This is a genomic window from Streptomyces sp. NPDC048416, assembly GCF_043200435.1.
Taxonomy (GTDB): domain Bacteria; phylum Actinomycetota; class Actinomycetes; order Streptomycetales; family Streptomycetaceae; genus Streptomyces.
Window position 1 is genome coordinate 72,631 of record NZ_JBICXU010000005.1, and the last position, 20,559, is coordinate 93,189.

The 20,559-nt window shown below is 73.9% G+C and carries 15 protein-coding genes; 11 read left to right on the forward strand and 4 right to left on the reverse strand.

Annotation, left to right across the window (positions count from 1 at the left end):
* Positions 1-100 precede the first annotated feature (100 nt).
* Positions 101-634 (reverse strand): TerD family protein, encoded by a 534-nt coding sequence (locus tag ACGFW5_RS08665; protein ID WP_393833454.1) that lies wholly within the window; start codon positions 632-634, stop codon positions 101-103.
* 154 nt (positions 635-788) lie between these two features.
* Here ACGFW5_RS08665 and ACGFW5_RS08670 point away from each other — a divergent pair, with 154 nt between their 5' ends.
* The 6 genes from ACGFW5_RS08670 to ACGFW5_RS08695 all read left to right on the forward strand — a co-directional run bounded on the left by ACGFW5_RS08670 (position 789) and on the right by ACGFW5_RS08695 (position 5,913).
* Positions 789-1,634: an arylamine N-acetyltransferase gene (locus tag ACGFW5_RS08670; protein WP_393833455.1), complete on the forward strand. Its 846-nt coding sequence runs from the start codon at positions 789-791 to the stop codon at positions 1,632-1,634.
* Positions 1,635-1,725: 91 nt separating this feature from the next.
* Positions 1,726-2,331, forward strand: coding sequence for a YdbC family protein (locus tag ACGFW5_RS08675; protein WP_393833456.1), 606 nt, complete (start codon positions 1,726-1,728; stop codon positions 2,329-2,331).
* 136 nt (positions 2,332-2,467) lie between these two features.
* A complete protein-coding gene (locus ACGFW5_RS08680; RefSeq protein ID WP_393833457.1) occupies positions 2,468-3,127 on the forward strand; it encodes a histidine phosphatase family protein in 660 nt (219 codons plus the stop codon).
* Between the two features lie 12 nt (positions 3,128-3,139).
* Positions 3,140-4,060, forward strand: a complete 921-nt coding sequence (locus ACGFW5_RS08685) for an ADP-ribosylglycohydrolase family protein (protein WP_393833458.1) — start codon at positions 3,140-3,142, stop codon at positions 4,058-4,060.
* Positions 4,061-4,289: 229 nt separating this feature from the next.
* Positions 4,290-5,000, forward strand: coding sequence for a ribonuclease HII (locus ACGFW5_RS08690; protein WP_393833459.1), 711 nt, complete (start codon positions 4,290-4,292; stop codon positions 4,998-5,000).
* A 235-nt stretch (positions 5,001-5,235) separates the two neighbouring features.
* Entirely contained in the window at positions 5,236-5,913 is a 678-nt protein-coding gene (locus ACGFW5_RS08695; protein WP_393833460.1) for a hypothetical protein, read from the forward strand.
* Positions 5,914-6,109: 196 nt separating this feature from the next.
* Here the strand turns inward: ACGFW5_RS08695 and ACGFW5_RS08700 are convergent, their stop codons facing one another.
* Complete coding sequence (locus ACGFW5_RS08700; protein ID WP_393833461.1) at positions 6,110-6,778, reverse strand: hypothetical protein; 669 nt, start codon at positions 6,776-6,778, stop codon at positions 6,110-6,112.
* Positions 6,779-7,011: 233 nt separating this feature from the next.
* The gene (locus ACGFW5_RS08705; protein ID WP_393833462.1) at positions 7,012-9,183 is read right to left on the reverse strand and encodes a RecQ family ATP-dependent DNA helicase; all 2,172 of its coding nucleotides are present in this window, start codon (positions 9,181-9,183) and stop codon (positions 7,012-7,014) included.
* Between the two features lie 217 nt (positions 9,184-9,400).
* Here ACGFW5_RS08705 and ACGFW5_RS08710 point away from each other — a divergent pair, with 217 nt between their 5' ends.
* From ACGFW5_RS08710 to ACGFW5_RS08730, 5 genes are all read left to right on the forward strand, one after another.
* The gene (locus tag ACGFW5_RS08710) at positions 9,401-11,317 is read left to right on the forward strand and encodes an FAD-dependent monooxygenase (RefSeq protein ID WP_393833463.1); all 1,917 of its coding nucleotides are present in this window, start codon (positions 9,401-9,403) and stop codon (positions 11,315-11,317) included.
* A gap of 90 nt (positions 11,318-11,407) precedes the next feature.
* Positions 11,408-16,666 (forward strand): type I polyketide synthase, encoded by a 5,259-nt coding sequence (locus ACGFW5_RS08715; RefSeq protein ID WP_393833464.1) that lies wholly within the window; start codon positions 11,408-11,410, stop codon positions 16,664-16,666.
* Positions 16,667-16,751: 85 nt separating this feature from the next.
* Complete coding sequence (locus ACGFW5_RS08720) at positions 16,752-18,473, forward strand: (2,3-dihydroxybenzoyl)adenylate synthase (protein WP_393833465.1); 1,722 nt, start codon at positions 16,752-16,754, stop codon at positions 18,471-18,473.
* A 94-nt stretch (positions 18,474-18,567) separates the two neighbouring features.
* A complete protein-coding gene (locus ACGFW5_RS08725; RefSeq protein WP_393833466.1) occupies positions 18,568-19,200 on the forward strand; it encodes a VOC family protein in 633 nt (210 codons plus the stop codon).
* The gene (locus tag ACGFW5_RS08730; RefSeq protein WP_393833467.1) at positions 19,197-19,439 is read left to right on the forward strand and encodes a hypothetical protein; all 243 of its coding nucleotides are present in this window, start codon (positions 19,197-19,199) and stop codon (positions 19,437-19,439) included. Before ACGFW5_RS08725 ends, ACGFW5_RS08730 begins: the two co-directional genes overlap by 4 nt.
* 111 nt (positions 19,440-19,550) lie before the next feature.
* On the opposite strand, the gene ACGFW5_RS08735 is transcribed toward ACGFW5_RS08730, so the two are convergent.
* Entirely contained in the window at positions 19,551-20,450 is a 900-nt protein-coding gene (locus tag ACGFW5_RS08735) for a LysR family transcriptional regulator (protein WP_393833468.1), read from the reverse strand.
* Positions 20,451-20,559: the final 109 nt, after the last annotated feature.

Sequence of the window (20,559 nt, forward strand, 5' to 3'; positions counted from 1 at the left end):
GCACCACCGTCCGGGCAAGGCCGCCGGCCGGCCCGGCACGCCGCCACGCACGGCTCGGACGGGGGCCGCCCGGCGGAGCGGAGCGGGGAGCCGGAGTTCTTCACCGGCTCGGGGCCGCCCCCATGGCGGCGATGAAGGCGTCCGGGTCAAGGGTGAATCCGCGGATGTCCTCCCGGAAGTGCCAGGCGCCGGACTCGGTCCGGGTGAACTCCGCGACCGTGGCCGCCGTGGCGTCCGCCACCGTGGACAAGTCGTGGTGCGACAGCTCGGTGTATCCCTCCCGGATGCGCACCCCCGGGTTGGCCACCTCGCCGAACACGCGGCGCCCGGCCCCCTGCTGGATGACCACCCCGATCACGACGCGTCCGTGCTCCGCCGGCATGCGGTCGAGCTCCAGGGTCATGACCTCGTCGTAGCCGAGGCCCTGGCCGGTACGGCTGTCGCGGTCCAGGTGGACCGTGCCGTCGGGGGAGCGGCTGTCGAAGTACACCCGGTAGGCGGGCGGTCCGTACGGGGCGCGCGCCGAGTGGACGGCCGCGACCACGTCCAGGTCGTGGGCGGGGGAGCCGAGCGGGCTCGGATCCCAGCGCAGTGCCACCTCGACCGTGCCGAGCCCCTTGCTGATGCCGCTCATTCCCCACCCCTCCCGGACCTGCCGACCCCGCCTGTCTCCTATGCTGCCACGTTCCATGTGGCCTGCGGGCAGGGCCGGTTGGCGCGCGGCGCCCGATCGGTGATCATTGGGCGGGCCCGGGCCGGACGGGCCCTTGGACCGACGGGGGATCAGCATGTGGAACGGTCAGGACGTCGACCTGGACGCCTACTTCACGCGCATCGGCTACGGCGGTGATACGCCACCGACGCTGGCCACTTTGAGAGCGCTGCACCGGGCGCACGTCCTGACGATCCCCTTCGAGAACCTGGACGTGGCGCTGGGGCGGCCCGTGCCGCTGGACGTGAAAAGCCTCGTCGCGAAGCTGGTCGGGCGCGCGCGTGGAGGCTACTGCTACGAGCAGAACTCGCTGTTCGCCGCCGTCCTTGAGCGGCTGGGCTTCGCGTCCGCCGGGCGCGGGGCCCGCAACCGCAGCCGCGGGGCGTCGCTGCCGCCGGTGACCCACGCGCTCCTGGTGACGACGGTCGACGGCGAACCCTGGCTGTGCGACGCGGGATTCGGACACCAGGGCCCGCTCGAACCGGTGCCGCTGCGGGACGGCGCGGTCGTGGAACAGGGCGGCTGGACGTTCGGCATCAGGACCGAGGGGGACGGCACCCAGGTCCTGCGTACCCTGCGGCCCGGCGGATGGGCCGACCTCTACGCCTTCGCCCCGCAGGCGCTCCACCCCGCCGACTTCACGGTCATGAACCACTACAGCTCCTCCCATCCGCAATCCCGTTTCGTGGGGCAGGTGGTGGCGCAGCGGACCGCGCCGGGCGTGCGCCGGGCGCTGGTCAGGGACGAGTTCACCACCGCTCGGCCGGACGGCACGGTGGACTGGCAGCGGGTGTCCGCCGATGAACTCGGACGGGTGTTGTCAGAGGCCTTCGATATCGTGCTGGAACAGGAAGATCTCGTACAACTGGGCGCTCTGGGGAGCGCAGTGGAGGAGGGGGCGCCTCGGGCTCGTGTTCGGTAGTGAACGGGGCTTCGGTTCGTCCGGGACCCGGCCACGGACGTAGTCGGCCGGAGCGTGACCGGGGCATGGCGGCGCGCCGTACGATGGCGCCGTGCTGGTCAAGTGGAGTCGCTGCACCGTGGTGGACCGCCGCGGTTTCGAGCGGGGACAGCGGAAATGGGCGGGGTTACTGGGCGAGCCCGGTTTCCGGGGGCAGGGCGGCGGCTGGAGCCGGCGGCGGCCCGAAGTGGCCCATGTCTTCGGATTCTGGGAGAGCCGCGCGTTCTACGACTCCTACATGGCGCGGGCGCACGACCGGCTCGCCGCCTCCCAGTCGGGTACGTACAAGGATGTCGAATCGAAGCTCTTCGTCCACCGCTTCGATGTGAAGACGGGCTTCGAACCGCACTTCGCCGACGCGGACGTGGTCCGGGTCGCGCACTGCACGGTGCATGCGGAGCGGGTCGAGCACTTCGCGCTGATGCAGCAGCGGGTGTGGAACCCCGCCATGGCGGGGTCCCCGGGCATGCTGCGCGGAGTGTTCGCCGAGGCGCCCGGCCACGAGTTCCTGGTGCTGTCCATGTGGCGGTCGGCCGCCGAGCGCGGCAAGTACCGGCCCGACGGCCTTGAACGGCTCTCGCTGCGGGCCGGGACCGAGACCGACATCGCCTCCCTGAGCGGCGACGTCGTACAGCTCGACGAGGGCTGGACGGTCTGACCGACGCCGGGCGCCCGATGCCCGGCGCCCCGGCGGCTTCCGCGGCGTTCGGCCGGTCGCTGCGCCCGTCGCCGTCTACGCCGGATGGCGGCCGCACAGTCGCTCGATCGAAGCGCGGGCGATCTAGGGTTTGGGCATGGCACGACCACGGCGCATCGTCCTCGTCCGGCATGGCGAGTCGCAGGGCAATGCCGACGACACCGTGTACGAGCGCGAGCCCGACCATGCGCTGAGGCTCACCGAGAACGGCCTGCGGCAGGCCGAGGCGACGGGGGAGCGACTGCGGGAGATGTTCGGCGACGAACGGGTCAGCGTCTACGTCTCGCCCTACCGGCGCACCCACGAGACGTTCCGCGCGCTGGGCCTCGCCCCCGAGCAGGTGCGCATCAGGGAGGAGCCGAGACTGCGGGAACAGGACTGGGGGAACTGGCAGGACCGGGACGACGTGAGGCTCCAGAAGGCGTACCGGGACGCCTACGGACACTTCTTCTACCGCTTCGCCCAGGGCGAGTCGGGAGCCGACGTCTACGACCGGGTGGGCGCCTTCCTGGAGAGCCTGTACCGCAGCTTCGAAGCGCCGGACCATCCGCCCAACGTGCTGCTCGTGACGCACGGGCTCACCATGAGGCTGTTCTGCATGCGGTGGTTCCACTGGAGCGTGGCGGACTTCGAGTCGCTGTCCAACCCGGGGAACGCCGAGACCAGGACGCTGCTGCTCGGCGCCGACGGGCGATACGCGCTGGACCGGCCGTTCCAGCGGTGGCGTGCCCCGGAGCCGTACGGCATCACCGGATAGAGTGGCTGAGCGATGACCGCTGACTCCGCCACCGAATCACTCGACCCGCGTTTCGTGCGAGCGCTGGGCAGCCTGCGCGGGCTGTCCGTCGGCGACGCACTGGGCTCCCAGTTCTTCGTCCCCGTCAACTATCCCCGCCTCAAGCGCCGGGAACTGCCCGAAGGACTGTGGCAGTGGACCGACGACACCGAGATGGCCTGCTCGGTGCTGGCCGTGCTCGCCACGCACGACCGCATCGACCAGGACGCACTCGCGCAGTCCTTCGCCCACCACCATGACTTCGACCGCGGCTACGGCCCGGCCGTCAACCGGATGCTGCGCCTGGTCAGGGAGGGCGGGGACTGGCGGGAGCTGGCCTCCGCGCTGTTCCAGGGCCAGGGCTCGTGGGGCAACGGCTCCGCCATGCGGATCGCGCCGCTCGGCGCCTGGTACGCGGGCGACCCCGAACAGGCCACCCATCAGGCCGAGATCTCCTCGTACACCACGCACCAGCACCGCGAGGCGGTCGTGGGCGCCATGGCCGTCGCGGCGGCCGCGGCGCTGGTCGCGGCGCCCTCCGGGCCGCCCGGGCCGGGCGATCTGCTCGACGCGGTGATCGCGCTCGTGCCGCGCAGCGCGGTGGGTGCCGGGCTGCGCCGGGCGCGGGACATGCTCGACTACGACGACGCGGCGACCGTGGCCGCGGTGCTCGGATCCGGGCGGCGCACCAGCGCGCACGACACCGTGCCGTTCGCGCTCTGGGCCGCGGCGCGCGGGATCGGTGACTACGAGCGGGCTTTTTGGACCACCGCACAAGTGGGCGGCGATGTCGACACGACCTGCGCGATCGTGGGCGGCGTGATTGCGTCCGGCGCGGCGGGGGCGCCTCCCGCCGCCTGGCTGGACCGCACGGAGCCCCTGCCGGACTGGGTCCCGGCGGGCCGGGCCGGCTGACGCGCCGGCCGGTCGCCGGTCGCCGGCCGGCGACGCCGCTTGACGGTGCGCCGAAGCCAAGGGCAAAAGGTGGGGGAAGTGCGCGGGTGAACGGTCCGGCCGGGGTGTCGCCGTTGCGTGCGGGCGGGGGCCGCAAGGGGCGCTGGGGGAGCGGTGCGCGGGTGCCGGGGCCGGCCAGGTGCGACCTGGGTGCCGCGGGCGGACCGGGGCGGCGTAACCTTGAGGCGCCATGCCGTACGAACCACCCACCCACAGCGTCGAGCGCTCGATTCGCGCCACCACCGGGGCCAAGATCGTCGCCGGTGTCGACGAAGTCGGACGCGGGGCGTGGGCCGGTCCCGTCACGGTGTGCGCCGCCGTCACCGGCCTGCGCCGCCCGCCCGTCGGGCTCACCGACTCCAAGCTGATCAGCCCCAAGCGCCGCAACGAGCTCGCCGCGGTGCTGGAGGGCTGGGTCACCGCGTACGCGCTCGGCGACTCCACGCCCGAGGAGATCGACGAGCTGGGCATGACCGCCGCCCTGCGGCTGGCCGCCGTGCGCGCCCTGGAGGCGCTGCCGGTCCGGCCGGACGCGGTGATCCTCGACGGGAAGCACAACTACCTCGGTCTGCCCTGGCAGGTCCGTACGGTGATCAAGGGCGACCAGTCCTGTGTCGCGGTCTCGGCCGCCTCGGTGATCGCCAAGGTGCGCAGGGACGCGATGATGGCCGAACTGGTGGGCGCCGAGGGGGAGTACGCGGGATTCGGCTTCGCCGACAACGCCGGCTACCCCTCGCCCGTGCACAAGGCGGCGCTGGAGGAGCGGGGGCCCACCCCCTACCACCGGCTGTCCTGGTCATACCTGGACGCGCTGCCCCAGTGGCGGCACTTGAAGAAGACGCGGCTCTCCGCGGAGGCGGCCGCACTCGAAAGCGGGGGACAGCTCGGCTTCGACTTCTGATCCGGACCGCGGCGCACGTTCCGGAGGTCGCAGGTCCGTTTTTGCCATGGCGCCCTCCGTGTTCCCCCCGCTGTTCCCGGAGCCTTACGGTCCGCTTCACGGCGGCCCGAAAGTACGGTGCCCCATCCTGAAATCCCTGGACTTTCCCGCCCAGTTGCGGGGAGACTCCGCCACGATCGCACCTTTGTGCCACCCGCCGGTGACGCGTTCACCGGCATTTGATAGACATCCATTCATGCCTCTCATCCCCGAGGAGCCTCAGATTCACGAGAGTGCCCAGGGTCCCCGCGTCACCCCGGCCGCCGGCCGCACCGCGCAGACCCCTCGCCCCGTACCCGGTCCGCGTTCCGCGGCCGCACCGCGTCCCGGACGTCCGGGCCCCGGCCCGGCCAGGCCCACGCCCCACGCGCAGCGGTCGCACGGTTCCGCAGCGCAGACCCCGCCGCCCCGGCCACCGGCCCAGGACGGCCCACAGATCCAGCTGATCCCGGCGTCGGCCGACGGCGCGCTCGACGCCGCGGGCGAGGCAGTGGACCTGCTGCTCGACGCCGGCCGCGCACCGGGCGACATCCTGGTGCTCACCACCGGTGAGCCACACCCGTGGGCGGCGCACGAGCTGTCCTTCGGCGAAGCCGCCTACTGGGCCCAGCACGATGCGCGTGACGACGTCTTCTACGCCGACGCGGCCGCCGTCGCACGGGCCTCGGCCCGCCCGGTGGTCGTCGTCGCCGCCAACGCGGAGACGACCGCCAACGCGGAGGCGGCCGGCGGCGCGGAGGCGGCCGGCGGCGCGGAGACGGCCGACGACGCGACCGGCCGCGCGCTGCCGCTCGCCCTGGCCCGCGCCGAGGCGCTGCTCATCGTGTGCGGCGACCCCGAGCGCATCAACGCGGCGCTCGGCGCCGGAGTCTGAAACCCCCACGCGCGCGATCCGGCCCCCGCGCACGAGCGAGCGGCCGGACGCGTGGGTGGGGCGGGCCCGGCCAACCGGGGCCCGCGTGCGCGGTCTTGAGCCGTGCCGCTCCCGCCCGTGCCGGACTCGTCCGGCGGGGCGGGCCGGGGCGCGCCGCCCCCCTCGGCCCCGCGAGTCCCGCCGGTGCCGCGACGCTTCAGTGGGCCGCGCTGCGCCCCGGCATGTTCCGCGCGGCGGATCCGGGACCCGAGGCCGGCGGCCCGGCCCGTTCCCCCGGGGCGTCGAGCGACGACTCCGGCCCTGCGGCGGAGCTGGGACGTCGGCCGCCCCGGCCGTCGCCGAGCACCTGCCATCCCCCGCGCGTCAGCGTGATGTACGCGCCGCACCGCAGCCCGTGCAGGGTGCAGGCGTCCCGCAGCCCCCACATCCACGCCCCGTCCTCGGCGGTCCAGCGCTCGTCGCCGTCCCTGCAGTACAGCAGCACGGCGGTACGCACCGGCGAGCGGCGGCGCAGATCGTGCGGGACCACCCGGCGCAGATGCGTGAGCAGGGCGTTGCGCAGCTCCCAGCCGTCGACCGACGCCGCGCGCGCCGTGAACGACGCGCTGGCCGCGAGCCGTTCCTCATGATCGAGGACCGCGACCACGGCGGTCCCCGTCGTGGGCCGGTGCCGTGCATGCAGCCCGCCGACGACCTCGCGGGGGCTGCGCAGCAGCGGAATGCCGGCCGCGGCCCACTCGGCGGGCTCCAGCATCCTCGCGAAGCGGTGCACGGAGCCGGCCGACAGCGGCCTTGAGGCTGCCGGCGAAGCAGCCGAAGCAGCCGAAGCAGCGGTAGCAGCGGACGGAGCGAATGCGAAGGTCACGGTCCTCCCTTCAGGCGGGCGCGCCCCCGGCGCGGGCACAGCCGGGCGCGTGAGCACCGCGGCACAGTCCGCCCGGCCCCGCCGGGTCCTTGCGGGCGGGGCGGGGCCCCGTGCCCGCGGCGTCGCGGACGGTCGGCGGTGAGCCGCGGAGCCGCCGGTCCGGATCCGCGGGCGCGCACTGCCGTATGTCTGCCCACGCGCGCCCCCGGTCACCCCTTCCCCCGGCCCCGCGCTCACGCCTGGACCGCGAGGACCAGCGGGAACACCCCCTTGGCGCCGGAGCGGCGCAGCAGCCTCGCCGCGACCGCGAGCGTCCAGCCCGTGTCGGCGGCGTCGTCGACCAGCAGCACCGGACCATCGGCCTCGGCGAGCGCCGCCGCCAGCGCGTCCGGCACCGTGAACGCGTGGTGCAGCGCACGCATCCGCTGGGCGCTGTTGGACTGTGCGATCCGCTCACCCGCCGGGCCCTCGGCGTGGGCGAGCGAGCCGAGCAGCGGCATCCTGCCGACCTCGGCGATCCGGGCGCCCAGCGAGGAGACGAGCGCCGGGCGGGTGCGGGAGGGCACGGTCACCACGCCGGCCGGCCGAGCGGGCGCGTCGGGACCGCCCGAAGCCCAGCCGCCCCGGCCCCTGGCCCAGTCGGCGAGCACGCTCACCACCGCCTGCACCACATCGTCGGGCACCGGCCCGTCCGGGGCTCCCGGCGCGAGCATCGGGCGCAGCCGGTTGCCCCAGCCGATGTCGGAGAGGCGGCCCAACGCACGCCCCGGGAAGGCCAGTTCGCGCGCGGGGATGCGGCCCTTCAGGTCGATGCCGATCGCGGCGAGGCCGGTGGGCCACATCTTGCGGGGCTCCACCTCGACGCCCGGCCGGGTCAGCTCGCCGCGTGCCTCGTCCAGGGCGGTGCCGGACACGTCCGCCGTGAAGCGGGCGCCCGCGCAGTTGTCGCAGCGCCCGCACGGCGCGGCCTGCTCGTCGTCGAGCTGGCGGCGCAGGAACTCCATCCGGCAGGCCGTCGTCGCGGCGTAGTCCCGCATCGCCTGCTGCTCGGCGGAGCGCTGGCGCGCCACCCACGCGTACCGCTCGGTGTCGTACACCCAGGGCTCGCCCGTGCTGGTCCAGCCGCCCTTGACGCGGTGCACCGCGCCGTCCACGTCGAGCACCTTGAGCATCGTTTCGAGGCGGGTGCGGCGCAGCTCCACCAGCGGTTCCAGCGCGGGCAGCGACAGGGGGCGGCCCGCCTGCGCCAGCACGTCCAGGGTGCGCCTGACCTGCTCCTCGGGCGGGAAGGCCACCGACGCGAAGTACTTCCAGATCGCCTCGTCCTCGCGGCCCGGCAGCAGCAGCACCTCCGCATGGGCCACGCCGCGGCCCGCGCGGCCGACCTGCTGGTAGTAGGCGATGGGCGAGGAGGGCGAGCCCAGGTGGACCACGAAGCCCAGGTCCGGCTTGTCGAAGCCCATGCCGAGCGCGGACGTGGCGACCAGGGCCTTGACCCGGTTGGCCAGCAGATCGTCCTCGGCCTGCTGGCGGTCCGCGTTCTCCGTCTTGCCGGTGTACGAGGCGACGGTGTGCCCGCGCCGGCGCAGATACGTGGTGATCTCCTCGGCCGCCGCGACGGTGAGCGTGTAGATGATGCCCGAGCCCGGCAGCTCGTCGAGATGGTCGGCGAGCCAGCCAAGCCGATGGGCCGCGTCCGGCAGCGCCAGCACGTTCAGGCTCAGGCTCTCGCGGTCCAGCGGGCCGCGCAGCACCAGCGCGTCCGAGCCGCCGCCGGTGCCCAGCTGCTCCGCCACGTCGGCCGTCACCCGGGCGTTGGCGGTCGCGGTGGTCGCCAACACCGGGACGCCCGGCGGCAGTTCGGCCAGTATCGTGCGCAGCCTGCGGTAGTCGGGCCGGAAGTCGTGGCCCCAGTCGGAGATGCAGTGCGCCTCGTCGACCACGAGCAGGCCGGTCGCGGCGGACAGCTTCGGCAGCACATTGTCCCGGAAGTCCGGATTATTCAGGCGCTCCGGCGAGACGAGCAGCACATCCACCGCGCCCGCCGCGACCTCCTCCTGGACGGTGTCCCACTCCTCGGGGTTGGCCGAGTTGATGGTGCGGGCGGTGATGCCCGCGCGGGCCGCCGCCTCGACCTGGTTGCGCATCAGGGCGAGCAGCGGCGAGACGATCACGGTGGGGCCGGCGCCCCGGGCCCGCAGCAGGGCGGTCGCCACGAAGTACACCGCGGACTTGCCCCAGCCGGTGCGCTGCACCACGAGGGCCCGCCGCCTGTCGGCGACCAGCGCCTCGATCGCCCGCCACTGGTCCTCGCGCAGCCGCGCGGTGCCGGTGGTGTCCCCGACGAGACGGGCGAGGACGGTGTCGGCCTCGGTGCGCAGGTCCGCGTTGCTCGTGTGCTCCATGCCCCCATACAACAGGACGGGTCGGACAATCGCGGAACGAACCGTTCCCGATCGGCCGTCTTCGCAGCTCACGCCGGGGGCCGCCGGGTGCGAAGGGCGGGCGCCGACCGGCTTGAAGTCCGCTTGAGAACGGCTTGAGCCGCCCGCGCCAAGCTCCTGACGTCGCCCGGAGACCGACCCGGGCAGACGCCGCCGAGCAGGGAAGAGGGTGCTGGCCGTGCTGGATGTCGCTGTCGTCGGGGGAGGTCCCGGAGGACTGTTCCTCGCCAGGCTCCTGATGCTGCAGAAAACCGCGCGCCAGGTCACCGTCCACGAGCGCAACGCCCCGGACGCCACCTTCGGATTCGGGGTCGTCTTCTCCGACCGTACGATGTCCGCCTTCGAGCGGGCCGACCCCGCGACGCACCGCAGGATCGTCGAGGCCAGCGTCGCCTGGACCGACATGGAACTGCGGCAGGGGGGCCGCTCGTTGCGCTACGGCGGGTACGGGTTCACCGCCGTGTCCCGCAAGACGCTGCTCGCCGTCCTCCAGGAGCAGGCCGCCGACGCCGGCGTACGGCTTTGCTTCCAGGACCCCGCCGAAGCCCTGGACCTCACCGCCCGCCATGACGTGGTGGTGGCGGCCGACGGCGTCAACTCGGCCACCCGCCGCGCTCTTTCGGACCGCTTCGGCGCCGTGGAGAGGCCCGGCGCCGGCAAATACGTCTGGTTCGGCACCCGGGCGCCCTTCGAGGTGGTGACCTTCCCGTTCGTGCAGACCGCGTTCGGCGCGTTCGCCGCGCACGCCTACCCGTACGGCGAAGGACTGCACACCTTCATCGTCGAGACGGACGAGACGACCTGGCGCGCCGCGGGCCTGGAAACCTCCACGGAGCGCGCCGCGGCCCCCGGTGTCAGCGACACCTACGCCCAGGAGCTCATGGAGCAGGTCTTCGCCGAACAGCTCCAGGGCCACCCCCTCCTGGTCAACAACAGCAAGTGGGCGAACTTCCTGCACGTGACCAACCGTTCGTGGTCGCACCGCAACCTCGTCCTGCTCGGCGACGCCGCGCACACCGCGCACTTCTCCGTCGGGTCGGGCACCAAGATGGCGATGGAGGACGCCATCGGACTCGCCGGGGAACTGGCCGCGAACACCGTGGGCGAACCCGTCGAGAGCGCCCTCGCGCGGTACGAGGCGCGGCGCCGCCCCGAGACCGAACGCACCCAGCGCTGGGCGCTGCCCAGCATGCGCTGGTGGGAGACGTTCGGCTCCCGCATGGACTGGGACCCCGACCGCTTCGGCTTCCACTTCCTGACCCGCACCGACGCCATCGGCCTCGCCGGTCTGCGCCGCCGCCACCCCGAGCGCATCGCCGCCGCGGAGGAGGCCTACGTCCACGACGCGCCCCGCACCGCGGCCCCCGCCCCCGGCGGGCACGCGCTCGGCACGCCGCTGCGGCTCGGCGCGGTCCTCCTGCGCAACCGCCTCGTGACCGTCGCCGCGGACCGGGCCGAGCGCCAGATCCGCCTGTGCGAGGCGTACTCGGTCGCCGGCAGCGCCCTGGTGCTCGCCGACTGGCGGCGCCCGGTCGGCGCCGGCGAGAGCGACGCCTGGCGCGCCGCCCTCGAACGCGTCTCGTCCGACGGCAGCGTGCTCGGCGTGGTCCTGCGCGCCTTCGACGCGGCGGCGGCCGACCGGGCCGAGGCCGTCGGGTTCCCCGTCGTCGAGGTCGTCCTCGACGACACCGGCCACCCCAGCGACGCCGAGGCCGCCGAACAGCAGCTCCTGGAGCGGAAGTTCCTCGGTTCGCTGCCCGCGGGCGCCGTGCTGATCGCAGGTCTTGGCTGTCCCGCGAGCGGAGCGTACGAGAGCGATCTGCTGGTGACGCGGGCGCTCGGCGCCGCCGAAGCCGGGGCATCGGCCCTGCATCTGCGCGCCCCCGACGGCACCGCCCCGGCGCACGTCCTGGAGCACGCCGACCGGATCCGTACGGCCACCGCGCTGCCCGTGGTGCTCGCCGCCGAAGACGGCTGGGTCATGGAGACCCCGTCCGGGCGGGCCGAAGGCCGGCACGCACTGCTCCACACCGCCCTGGTCGCCGGCCGCATCGACGCGGTCTCCGGCCGGCCGCTCACCGGGCCCGGCCGCTGACCGCCCCACCTTCTTTCTCCCGCACGCCCCCGTCTCCACCCGCACGGCACATCCCCCCGTATCCAGCACAGCTGCCTCATGGAGGATCACGTGAACACCCCGATCGAAGGTCCCCGCGACATCCGGTCCGGTTCGGAGCCGATCGCCGTCATCGGCATGGGCTGCCGGTTCGCCGGCCAAGTGGATTCCCCCGAGTCGTTCTGGCGGCTGCTGACCGCCGGCACGGACGCCATCACCGAGGTGCCGCCGGAGCGCTGGGCCGCCTACGAGGCCGCGTCCCCGCAGAACGCCGCCGCGCTGCGCCGCACCACCCGGGGCGGCGGGTTCCTCGACGACATCGCCGGGTTCGACGCGGAGTTCTTCGGGATCACCCCGCGCGAGGCCGAGCTCATGGACCCGCAGCAGCGGATCGTGCTCGAAGTGTCGTGGGAGGCCCTTGAGCACGCGGGCATCGCCCCGCAGTCCCTGGCCGGCACCGACACCGGGGTGTTCATCGGGGTGGGCTCCGACGACTACGGCCGCCGCATGCTGGAGGACCTGCCGCGCATCGAGGCCTGGACGGGGATCGGCGCGGCGTTCTGCGCGGTGGCCAACCGGGTCTCGTACACCCTGGACCTGCGCGGCTCAAGCCTCGCCGTGGACACCGCCTGCTCCGCCTCGCTCGTCGCCTTCCACCTCGCCGTCCAGGCGCTGCGCGACGGCGACGTGCCGGTGGCGCTGGCCGGCGGCGTCAACATCATGGCGGGCCCGGGCCTGACCATGGTCCTGGACGCCGCGGGCGCCGTCTCCCCGGACGGGCGCAGCAAGTCCTTCGACGCCGCCGCCGACGGTTACGGACGCGGCGAGGGCGCCGGAGTCGTCGTCCTCAAGCGGCTCGCCGACGCCCGTCGCGACGGGGACCGGGTGCTTGCCGTCATCAAGGGCACCGCCGTCAACCAGGACGGCCGTACCAACGGCATCATGGCGCCGAGCGCCGAGGCCCAGGCGCACCTGCTGCGCCAGGCCTACCGCAGCGCCGGAGTGGACCCGCTGACCGTCGACTACATCGAGGCGCACGGCACCGGCACCCGGGCAGGCGACCCCATCGAGACCACCGCCATGGCGGAGGTCTTCGGCGCAGGGCGCCCCGTGGACCGGCCCGTCCTCATCGGCTCGGTGAAGCCCAACATCGGCCACCTGGAGGCCGGGGCCGGAGTGGCGGGGCTGATCAAGGCCGTACTCGCCCTGTACCACGGGCACATCCCGCCGCAGGCCAACTTCCACACCCCCAACCCGGCCATCGACTGGGAGGGTTCACGGCTCAAGGTCGTCGCCGAGCCCACCGACTGGCCCGAGACCGGGCGCCCCCGCCGCGCCGGTGTCTCCGGCTACGGCTACGGCGGCACCATCGGGCACATCGTCCTTGAGCAGGCCCCCGACGACGAGGACGCCACCTCGATCACCGCCCCGGCGGCCGGGGACGGTGTACGCCTGTTCCCGCTGTCCGCGGCGACCGAGGCGGGCACCCGCGCCCAGGCCGGCGCGCTGGCCGACTGGCTGGACGCCGACGGCGCCACCACCCCGCTCGACGACGTCGCCCGCACCCTCGCCGTGCACCGCGGCCACGCCGCGAGCCGCGCCGTCGTCGCCGCGTCCGGCGCGTCCCAGCTCGCCACCAGACTCAGAGCCTTCGCCGAGGAGGGAGGTGAGGACGGCGTCGAGTCGGGGACCGTGCAGTCGGCCGCCGCACGCGGCGCCGTCTGGGTGTTCTCCGGGCACGGCTCGCAGTGGGCCGGCATGGGACGCGAACTCCTCGCGGAGGAGGCCGAGTTCGCCAAGACGCTCGACGAGATCGACCCCGTCTTCCTCGCCGAGATCGGCTTCTCGCCCCGGCAGGTGCTGCTCGACGGCGACCTGGGCGACGTCGACAGGATCCAGCCGATGATCTTCGCCATGCAGGTCGGCCTCGCCGCCGTCTGGCGCGAACGCGGCCTCCAACCCGCCGCCGTCATCGGCCACTCGGTGGGCGAGATAGCCGCGGCCGTGGTCGGCGGCATCCTCTCGCTCGCCGACGGCGCCCGCCTCATCTGCCGCCGCTCGGCGCTCCTGAGCCGCGTCGCGGGCAAGGGCGCCATGATCATGGTGGCGCTCCCCTTCGACGAGGTCGCCGACCGCCTCGCCGGCCGCGCCGACGTCACGGCGGCCATCTCCGCCTCGCCGGGCTCCACCGTCGTCGCCGGCGACACCGACGCCGTCGAAGCACTCGCCGCGGCCTGGGAGGCGCAGTCGCTGACCGTGCGCCGCGTGGCGTCCGACGTCGCCTTCCACAGCCCCCACATGGACCCGCTGCTCGCCGAACTGGCCGCCGCCGCCCACGACTTGACGGTCAAAGCACCCCAGCTGCCCGTCTACAGCACCATGCTCGCCGACCCCCGCGCCACCACCCCGCGCGACGGCGCCTACTGGGCCGGGAACCTGCGCAACCCGGTCCGCTTCACCCAGGCCGTCACCGCCGCGGCCGAGGACGGCCACCGCGCCTTCGTCGAGGTGTCGGGCCACCCCGTGGTCGCACACTCCATCGGCGAGATCCTGGACGGACTCGGCATCGAGGACGGTGTCGTCGCGCACAGCCTGCGCCGCGACAAGCCCGAGCGCGACACCCTGCTCGCCAACCTCGCCGCCCTGCACTGCCACGGCGTGCCCCTGGACTGGGCGTCGTCCACCCCCGGCCGCCTCGCCGACCTCCCGCACACCGTCTGGCAGCACCAGCGCTACTGGTACGAGCCGGCCGGCGCCGTCGGCGGCGGCACCCAGCACGACGTCGAGAGCCACACCCTGCTCGGCGGCCAGACCGCCGTCAACGGCAGCACCCCGGCCCGCCTGTGGGCGACCTACCTCGACGAATCGTGCCGCCCCTACCCGGGCGACCACCCCGTCCAGGGCGTCGAGATCATCCCGGCCACCGTGCTGCTCAACACCTTCTTCACGGCCGCGGCCGACGGCGCCGAGCGCCCGGGCCTTGCCGACGTCACCCTCAAGGTGCCCGTCGCCGTCTCCACCCCGCGCGAACTCCAGGTCGTCCACCAGGAAGGCACCGTGCGCCTCGCCTCGCGGATCGTCGGCGACGCCACCGTGGACGACACCGACGCGTCCTGGCTGACGCACACCACCGCCGTCGTGTCGCCCGGCACCACGGTCGGCCCACGCACCCTGGACGCCGCCGGGCTGCGTACCGCGTGCGCGGAAGTCCTGGACAACCGCTTCACCATCGACCGGCTCGCCGGCATCGGCGTCGCCGCCATGGGGTTCCCGTGGGAGGTCAAGGAGATGCGGCGCGCCGACGGCCAGATCTTCGCCGTCGTCGCCGCCGAGCCGGACGGCGCTGCCCCCGGCTCCTGGGCGTCGGTGCTCGACGCGGCCCTGTCCATCGCCTCGGTCGTCTTCCCCGGCGAGCCGATCCTGCGGATGCCCGCGCACATCCGTGAGGCCGCCGTGAGCGGCGAGTGCCCCGCCGAGGTGCTGCTGCACGTCGCGACCGCCGAGGGCACCGCCGCCGTGGACACCGTCGACGTGTCGATCGCCGCCACCGACGGGCGCCTCCTGGCCCGCCTCACCGGGCTGCGCTACGGCGTCCTCGACGGCGACCCCGGCGCCACCGCCAGCCCCCGGCGCCTGGTGAGCGAGATTGCCTGGCGCCCCCTGGAACTGCCCGCCGAACCCGCCCGGGAACGCGCCGCGATGACCTCGGCGGTGATCGTCGGCGACCGCAAGACCGGCCTGCGCATCGGCGAGGCGCTGTCCGCGGCCGGCCTGCCCTGGGCCGCCGTCGACACCCCGGACGACCTGGGCGCGCTCGCCGAGCCGCCGACGTCCACCACCGCGGTGCTCGTGGTGCCCGAGCGGGCCGGCGCCGCCGACAGCGTCAGCGGCGCCGCCGTGGACGCCGCCTGGCTGGTCACCCGCACCGCCCAGCACCTCGCCGCGGCCGGGACCCAGCCCGCGCTGTGGTGCGTCACCCGGGGCGTACGGGAATCGCTGGCCGCCGAGTCGCTGACCGACGCCCCGCTGTGGGGCCTGGGCCGGGTCATCGGCGGTGAGCACCCCGAACTGTGGGGAGGCACCGTCGACCTCGCCGACGAGACCGACCCCGAGACGCTGACCGCGCTCGTCACCGTCGTACGCGCCCAGCCGGGCGAGGACCTCGTCTCGGTGCGCGGCGCCGGCATCGAGACGGCACGCCTGGTGGCCATCGAGCGCGAGCCGGTACGGGCCGCCCTGGAATGCCGGCCCGACGGCACGTACCTGATCACCGGCGGGCTCGGTGTGCTCGGCCTCGAAATCGCCACCTGGCTCGCCGGGCGCGGCGCCCGGCGCCTCGTCCTGGCCGGCCGGCGCGGCCTCCCGCCGCGGTCCGCCTGGGACGAGATGACCGACATGACCACCCGCCGCCAGATCGAGGCGGTCCGCGCCCTTGAGGGCCTGGGAGTCAGCGTCCGTGTCGTCTGCGTCGACATCACCGACGCCGAGGCCGTCGCGGCGGCGCTCGCCCCGGGCGCCCTCGACCTGCCGCCGATCCGCGGTGTCGTGCACGCCGCGGGTGTCCTGGACAACCGGATGGCCGTCGACGTGGACGAGGAATCGCTCGCCAAGGTCATGGGCCCCAAGGTGGCCGGCGCGATGGTCCTGCACGAGCTGTTCGCACCCGGCAGCCTGGACTTCTTCACCCTCTTCTCCTCCTGCGGCCTGCTGCTCGGACTGCCCGGCCAGGCCAGCTACGCCTGTGGCAACGCCTTCCTGGACGCGCTCGCCGCCCACCGCGCGGCCCTCGGCGACACCGCCACCGTCAGCTACGCCTGGACCTCGTGGCGGGGGCTCGGCATGTCGACCTCGTCGGAGCTCATCGACGCCGAACTCGCCGCCCGCGGCACCGCCGACATCTGTGCCGCCGAGGCGTTCCGCAGCTGGGAGTTCGCCTCCCGCTACGACGCCCCGTACTACGCGGTGCTGCGCACCATCGAGCTGGAGCCCTCCGCGGTCCGTCCGGCCCTGCTCGACGAACTGACCGTGGAGGTGGCCGAGTCCGGCGCCGACCAGGGCGAGGCGGCCTGGGCGACGCTGGAGCCCGAAGAGCTGCGCGCCCACCTGGTCGACGCGGTACGCGGCCTCGTGGCGGCCGAGATGAAGTGGGCGCCCGACTCCTTCGACGTGCGCAAGCCGCTCATGGAGATGGGCCTGGACTCGGTGATGACCCTCGTCATCCGCCGGCGCCTGGAGAAGCTGTTCCGCCTGGCGCTGCCCGCCACCCTCCTGTGGGACCGCCCGACGGTGACCGCCATCGCCGACTACCTCGCCGAGCGGCTCGCCGCCTGAGACCGCGGCCCGGCCCCGTCCGCAAGAGGTCGGGGCCGGGCCGCACCCCTGCACGGACCCACCCGATCGAGCGAAGGAGGAGCAGATGAAGCGCGCCGGGACCGTCCCGTGGCCCGAGCCCGAGGCCGAGCGCTACACCGCGGCCGGCTACTGGCGCGGGCGCCCGCTGGGTGACTGGATGTGGAGCTGGAGCGAGAGCTACGGAGCCCGTACGGCCCTGGTGGACGGCGCGACCAGGATGAGCTACCGCGAACTGGCCGCCCGCGCCGACGCGTTGGCCGACCACCTCGCGGCGCTCGGCCTCAAGGACGGCGACAACCTGCTGGTGCAGCTCCCCAACCGCTGGGAGTTCGTGGCGCTGTTCCTGGCCTGCCAGCGGATCGGTGTCGCGCCGGTCCTCGCCCTGATGCCGCACCGCGAGCACGAGCTGGAGTACCTGGCCGACCTCGCCGATGTCGCGGCCGTCGCCGTCCCCGACACCTGCCGGGGCGTGGACCACCAGGCGCTGGGCGCCAAGATCGCCGCGGGCCGGCCGCGGCCGGTGCCCGTCCTGGTCGTCGGCGACGACGTGGCGCCGGGCCACGTCGACCTGCGGGCCGCACTGCGGATCGAGGGCGACGTCGAGGAGCGCCGCCGCCGGCTCGACGCACGCGCCCCGGACGCGGGGGAGGTGGCGCTGTTCCTGCTCTCGGGCGGCACCACCGGACTCCCCAAGATCATTGCCCGGACGCACAACGACTACGAGTACAACTTCCGGCGCAGCGCCGAGGTCTGCGGCTTCACCGAGGAAACCACCTATCTGGCGGTCCTGCCGCTCGCGCACAACTTCCCGCTCGGCTGCCCGGGCGTGCTGGGCACCCTGGCGGTGGGCGGCCGCGCGGTCCTTTCTCCCTCGCCGCACCCCAGGACCGCCTTCGCCGAGATCGCCCGCGAACGCGTCACCGTCACCTCGGTGGTGCCCGCCGTGGCCCACCGCTGGCTGGAGCATGCCGGTGAGCGGCCCTCGGCCCTCGCGAGCCTTGACCTGCTCCAGGTCGGCGGCTCCGTGCTGCCCACCGAGCTCGCCCGCGACCTCGGCCCGGGCCTCGGCTGCACCCTCCAGCAGGTGTACGGAATGGCCGAGGGCCTGCTCAACTACACCCGGCCGGGCGACCTTGCGCCGGTACTGCGCGAGACCCAGGGCCGGCCGGTGTCGGAGGCCGACGAGATTCTGGTGGTGGACGGCGAAGGCCGGCCCGTACCGCGGGGCGCCACCGGCGAACTGCTCACCCGGGGCCCCTACACACCGCGCGGCTACTACCGCGCACCGCAGCACAACCAGCGGGCCTTCACGCCCGACGGCTGGTACCGCACCGGCGATCTCGTGCGGTGGCACCCCAGCGGCAACCTCGTCGTCGAGGGCCGGCTCAAGGACCTGGTCAACCGGGGCGGCGAGAAGGTCTCCATCGACGAGGTGGAGGACCTGGTGCGCGCGGTGCCGGGCGTCGCGGACGCGGCGGCCCTCGCCCTGCCCGACCCGGCACTCGGCGAACGCGTCGGGGTGTGTGTGATCCCGGCGGAGGGCCGGCGGCCCACCCTGGAAACCATCCACGCCTTCTTCGCGGCACGCGGGGTGGCGGCGTTCAAGCGGCCCGAACTCCTCCACCTGGTGGCGGAGTTCCCGCTGACTCCCATCGGCAAGGTGGACCGCAGGACGCTGCGCGAGCACATCCTCGCGCTCTCCCGCGCGTCGGTCCCCACCCAGCCCGCGGCCCGGCCCGCGGCCCACCCCGCCACCGAACCGAGCCAGGCGCCCGCGCCGGCCTGAACCCCAACGGGCCGGCCGCGCCACCGAATGGGGACACACCGTCCCTCCCCCTTCCTGCTCCACGCTTCGCGCTGCACAGCGAAAGGAACAAGCCATGTCGCAGACACCGGCGGCCGGTGCGCCGCTCGACACCGGGTCGCTGCGCCTCAAGGGCGTCGACCACCTCGCGCACGTCACCTGGAAGCCCGAGGAGACCCTGCACTTCTACCGCGACGTGCTGGGCCTGCCCCTGGTCCACGCCATCACGGCGACCGGCTGGGTCACCGAGGACTTCCCCGACTTCGTGCACTTCTTCTTCGCCCTCGGCAAGGGCAACCACCTGGCGTTCTTCTACTACTTCGGTCTTCCGGAGGAGGAGGACCCGGGCGACCTCATGCACCGCTCGCGCCACCTGGCGCTGCACGTCGACACCGAGGAGGAGCTGACCGCCTGGCGCGTACGCCTCAAGGAGCACGGCGTACGGGTCACGCCGCCGCTCGCCCACGAACTCCTGGAATCCCTCTACTTCGACGACCCCAACGGGATCCAGCTGGAGATCACCCGCCCGCTGCGCGCCTTCGCCGAAGTGGACGCACGGGACGCCGAGTTGACGCTGCGGGCGCTGTCCGACATCGCGCGCGGCGAGCGCCCCACCGTCGAGGACATGTGGCGCCGCAAGGGCGAACTGGCCCGCGACCACGCCGAGCAGGCCGCCGGTGCGGCCGAGGAGAAGGTGAGCACCCGATGACCACGCTGTACGTCCTGGACATCCCCGAGTTCGACGATCTCGTACGCGTCGCCCGCGACACCGGGTACGGCATCCGTCCCGCGGGCGACTACGTCGAGGTGAGCGCGGACGGGCCGCTGGTGCTGGCCCGCGAGGCGGTCGGCGCCCGCCCCGCGATCTGGTTCGCCGCGCTGACCGGCGGCTACAGCGGCCGTCTCGTCCGCCTCGACGAGGACGAACTCTGCCTGGACGAGGGCTGAGGGCCCACCGCCGGGCGTCGCCGTCCCACCGGTGACCTCCGGCCCGGCGCGCCGCCGCGCCCGGCCGGACGGCCCCGGTGCGGCGCTGTGCGTGCCGCGCCGGGGCGGGCCCTACAGGACGGGACTGCCGAGCAGTTCGCGCGCGGTGTCGAGGAAGGGGCGAAGCCCCGGCGACCCGGTGCCCTGCGCACGCCAGGAGACCTGTACCTCCGTCTCCCGGCGGGCGTTGGTCCACGGGACCGTCTCCAAGGCGCCCCGCGCCAGGTCGGCGGCCACCGCGATCTGCGGGAGCAGGGCGCAGCCCATGCCCTCGGCGACACAGCTGCGCAGCGCGCCGATGCTGGTCAGCTCGGCCACCACGTTGGGCCGGGGGCCCTGCGCGGAGCCCAGCGTCTCGTCGTACATCCGGCGGTAGCTGCACCCGGGCTCGGTCACCAGGAAGTCCACGCCGGCGAGTTCGGCCGTGCGTACTTCCTTCATCTTGGTCAGCGGGTGCCCGGGCGGCGCCACCACGACGACGGACTCGGGCGCCAGCGCCATGCTCTCGAACTCCGGCTCCGTGGGCGGAGGCCCGAAGGTGAAGCACAGATCGAGCGTTCCCTCACGCACCCCGCCGCGGGACTCCGACCGGTTGCCCGGGCGCAGCACGACCCGGACCTTCGGATGGGTTTCACGGAACCGGGTCAGCAGGGAAGGCAGCCGGTACACACAGAGCGTTTCCGGCGCGCCGATGGTGAGTTCGCCGGCCGGGTCCGCCATTCCGGCGACCGCGGCTCTCGCCTCCTCGGCGAGCTGGAGCATGCGCTCGGCGTATTCGACCAAACGATTTCCGGCCGCCGTCAGCCGTATCCGACGGCCGGAACGGTCGAACAAGGCCACCCCCAGATCCGCTTCGAGCGACTGGATCTGTTCGGTCACACTTGACTGGGCATAATTCAGGCGCTCGGCTGCCCTGGTGATATTGAGGGTTTCGGCAACGGTGCGGAACGTGTTCAACTGACGGAACTGCATCTCTCGGCCTCCCCCGATCCATCGGCGCTTCCGATGGTGCAATCGGAATTTCCCGTTTCTCTTTCGCCCGGGCTCCCGCCAGGCTGTAACAGCCGCAGGTTCACGACCC

Bases quoted from the DNA above. Each gene is read 5' to 3' on its own strand.
- ACGFW5_RS08725 (WP_393833466.1), top strand. From the start codon at position 18,568: ATGTCGCAGACACCGGCGGCCGGTGCGCCGCTCGACACCGGGTCGCTG.
- ACGFW5_RS08720 (WP_393833465.1), top strand. From the start codon at position 16,752: ATGAAGCGCGCCGGGACCGTCCCGTGGCCCGAGCCCGAGGCCGAGCGC.
- ACGFW5_RS08685 (WP_393833458.1), top strand. From the start codon at position 3,140: ATGACCGCTGACTCCGCCACCGAATCACTCGACCCGCGTTTCGTGCGA.
- ACGFW5_RS08690 (WP_393833459.1), top strand. From the start codon at position 4,290: ATGCCGTACGAACCACCCACCCACAGCGTCGAGCGCTCGATTCGCGCC.
- ACGFW5_RS08680 (WP_393833457.1), top strand. From the start codon at position 2,468: ATGGCACGACCACGGCGCATCGTCCTCGTCCGGCATGGCGAGTCGCAG.
- ACGFW5_RS08695 (WP_393833460.1), top strand. From the start codon at position 5,236: ATGCCTCTCATCCCCGAGGAGCCTCAGATTCACGAGAGTGCCCAGGGT.
- ACGFW5_RS08730 (WP_393833467.1), top strand. From the start codon at position 19,197: ATGACCACGCTGTACGTCCTGGACATCCCCGAGTTCGACGATCTCGTA.
- ACGFW5_RS08735 (WP_393833468.1), bottom strand. From the start codon at position 20,450: ATGCAGTTCCGTCAGTTGAACACGTTCCGCACCGTTGCCGAAACCCTC.
- ACGFW5_RS08670 (WP_393833455.1), top strand. From the start codon at position 789: ATGTGGAACGGTCAGGACGTCGACCTGGACGCCTACTTCACGCGCATC.
- ACGFW5_RS08705 (WP_393833462.1), bottom strand. From the start codon at position 9,183: ATGGAGCACACGAGCAACGCGGACCTGCGCACCGAGGCCGACACCGTC.
- ACGFW5_RS08665 (WP_393833454.1), bottom strand. From the start codon at position 634: ATGAGCGGCATCAGCAAGGGGCTCGGCACGGTCGAGGTGGCACTGCGC.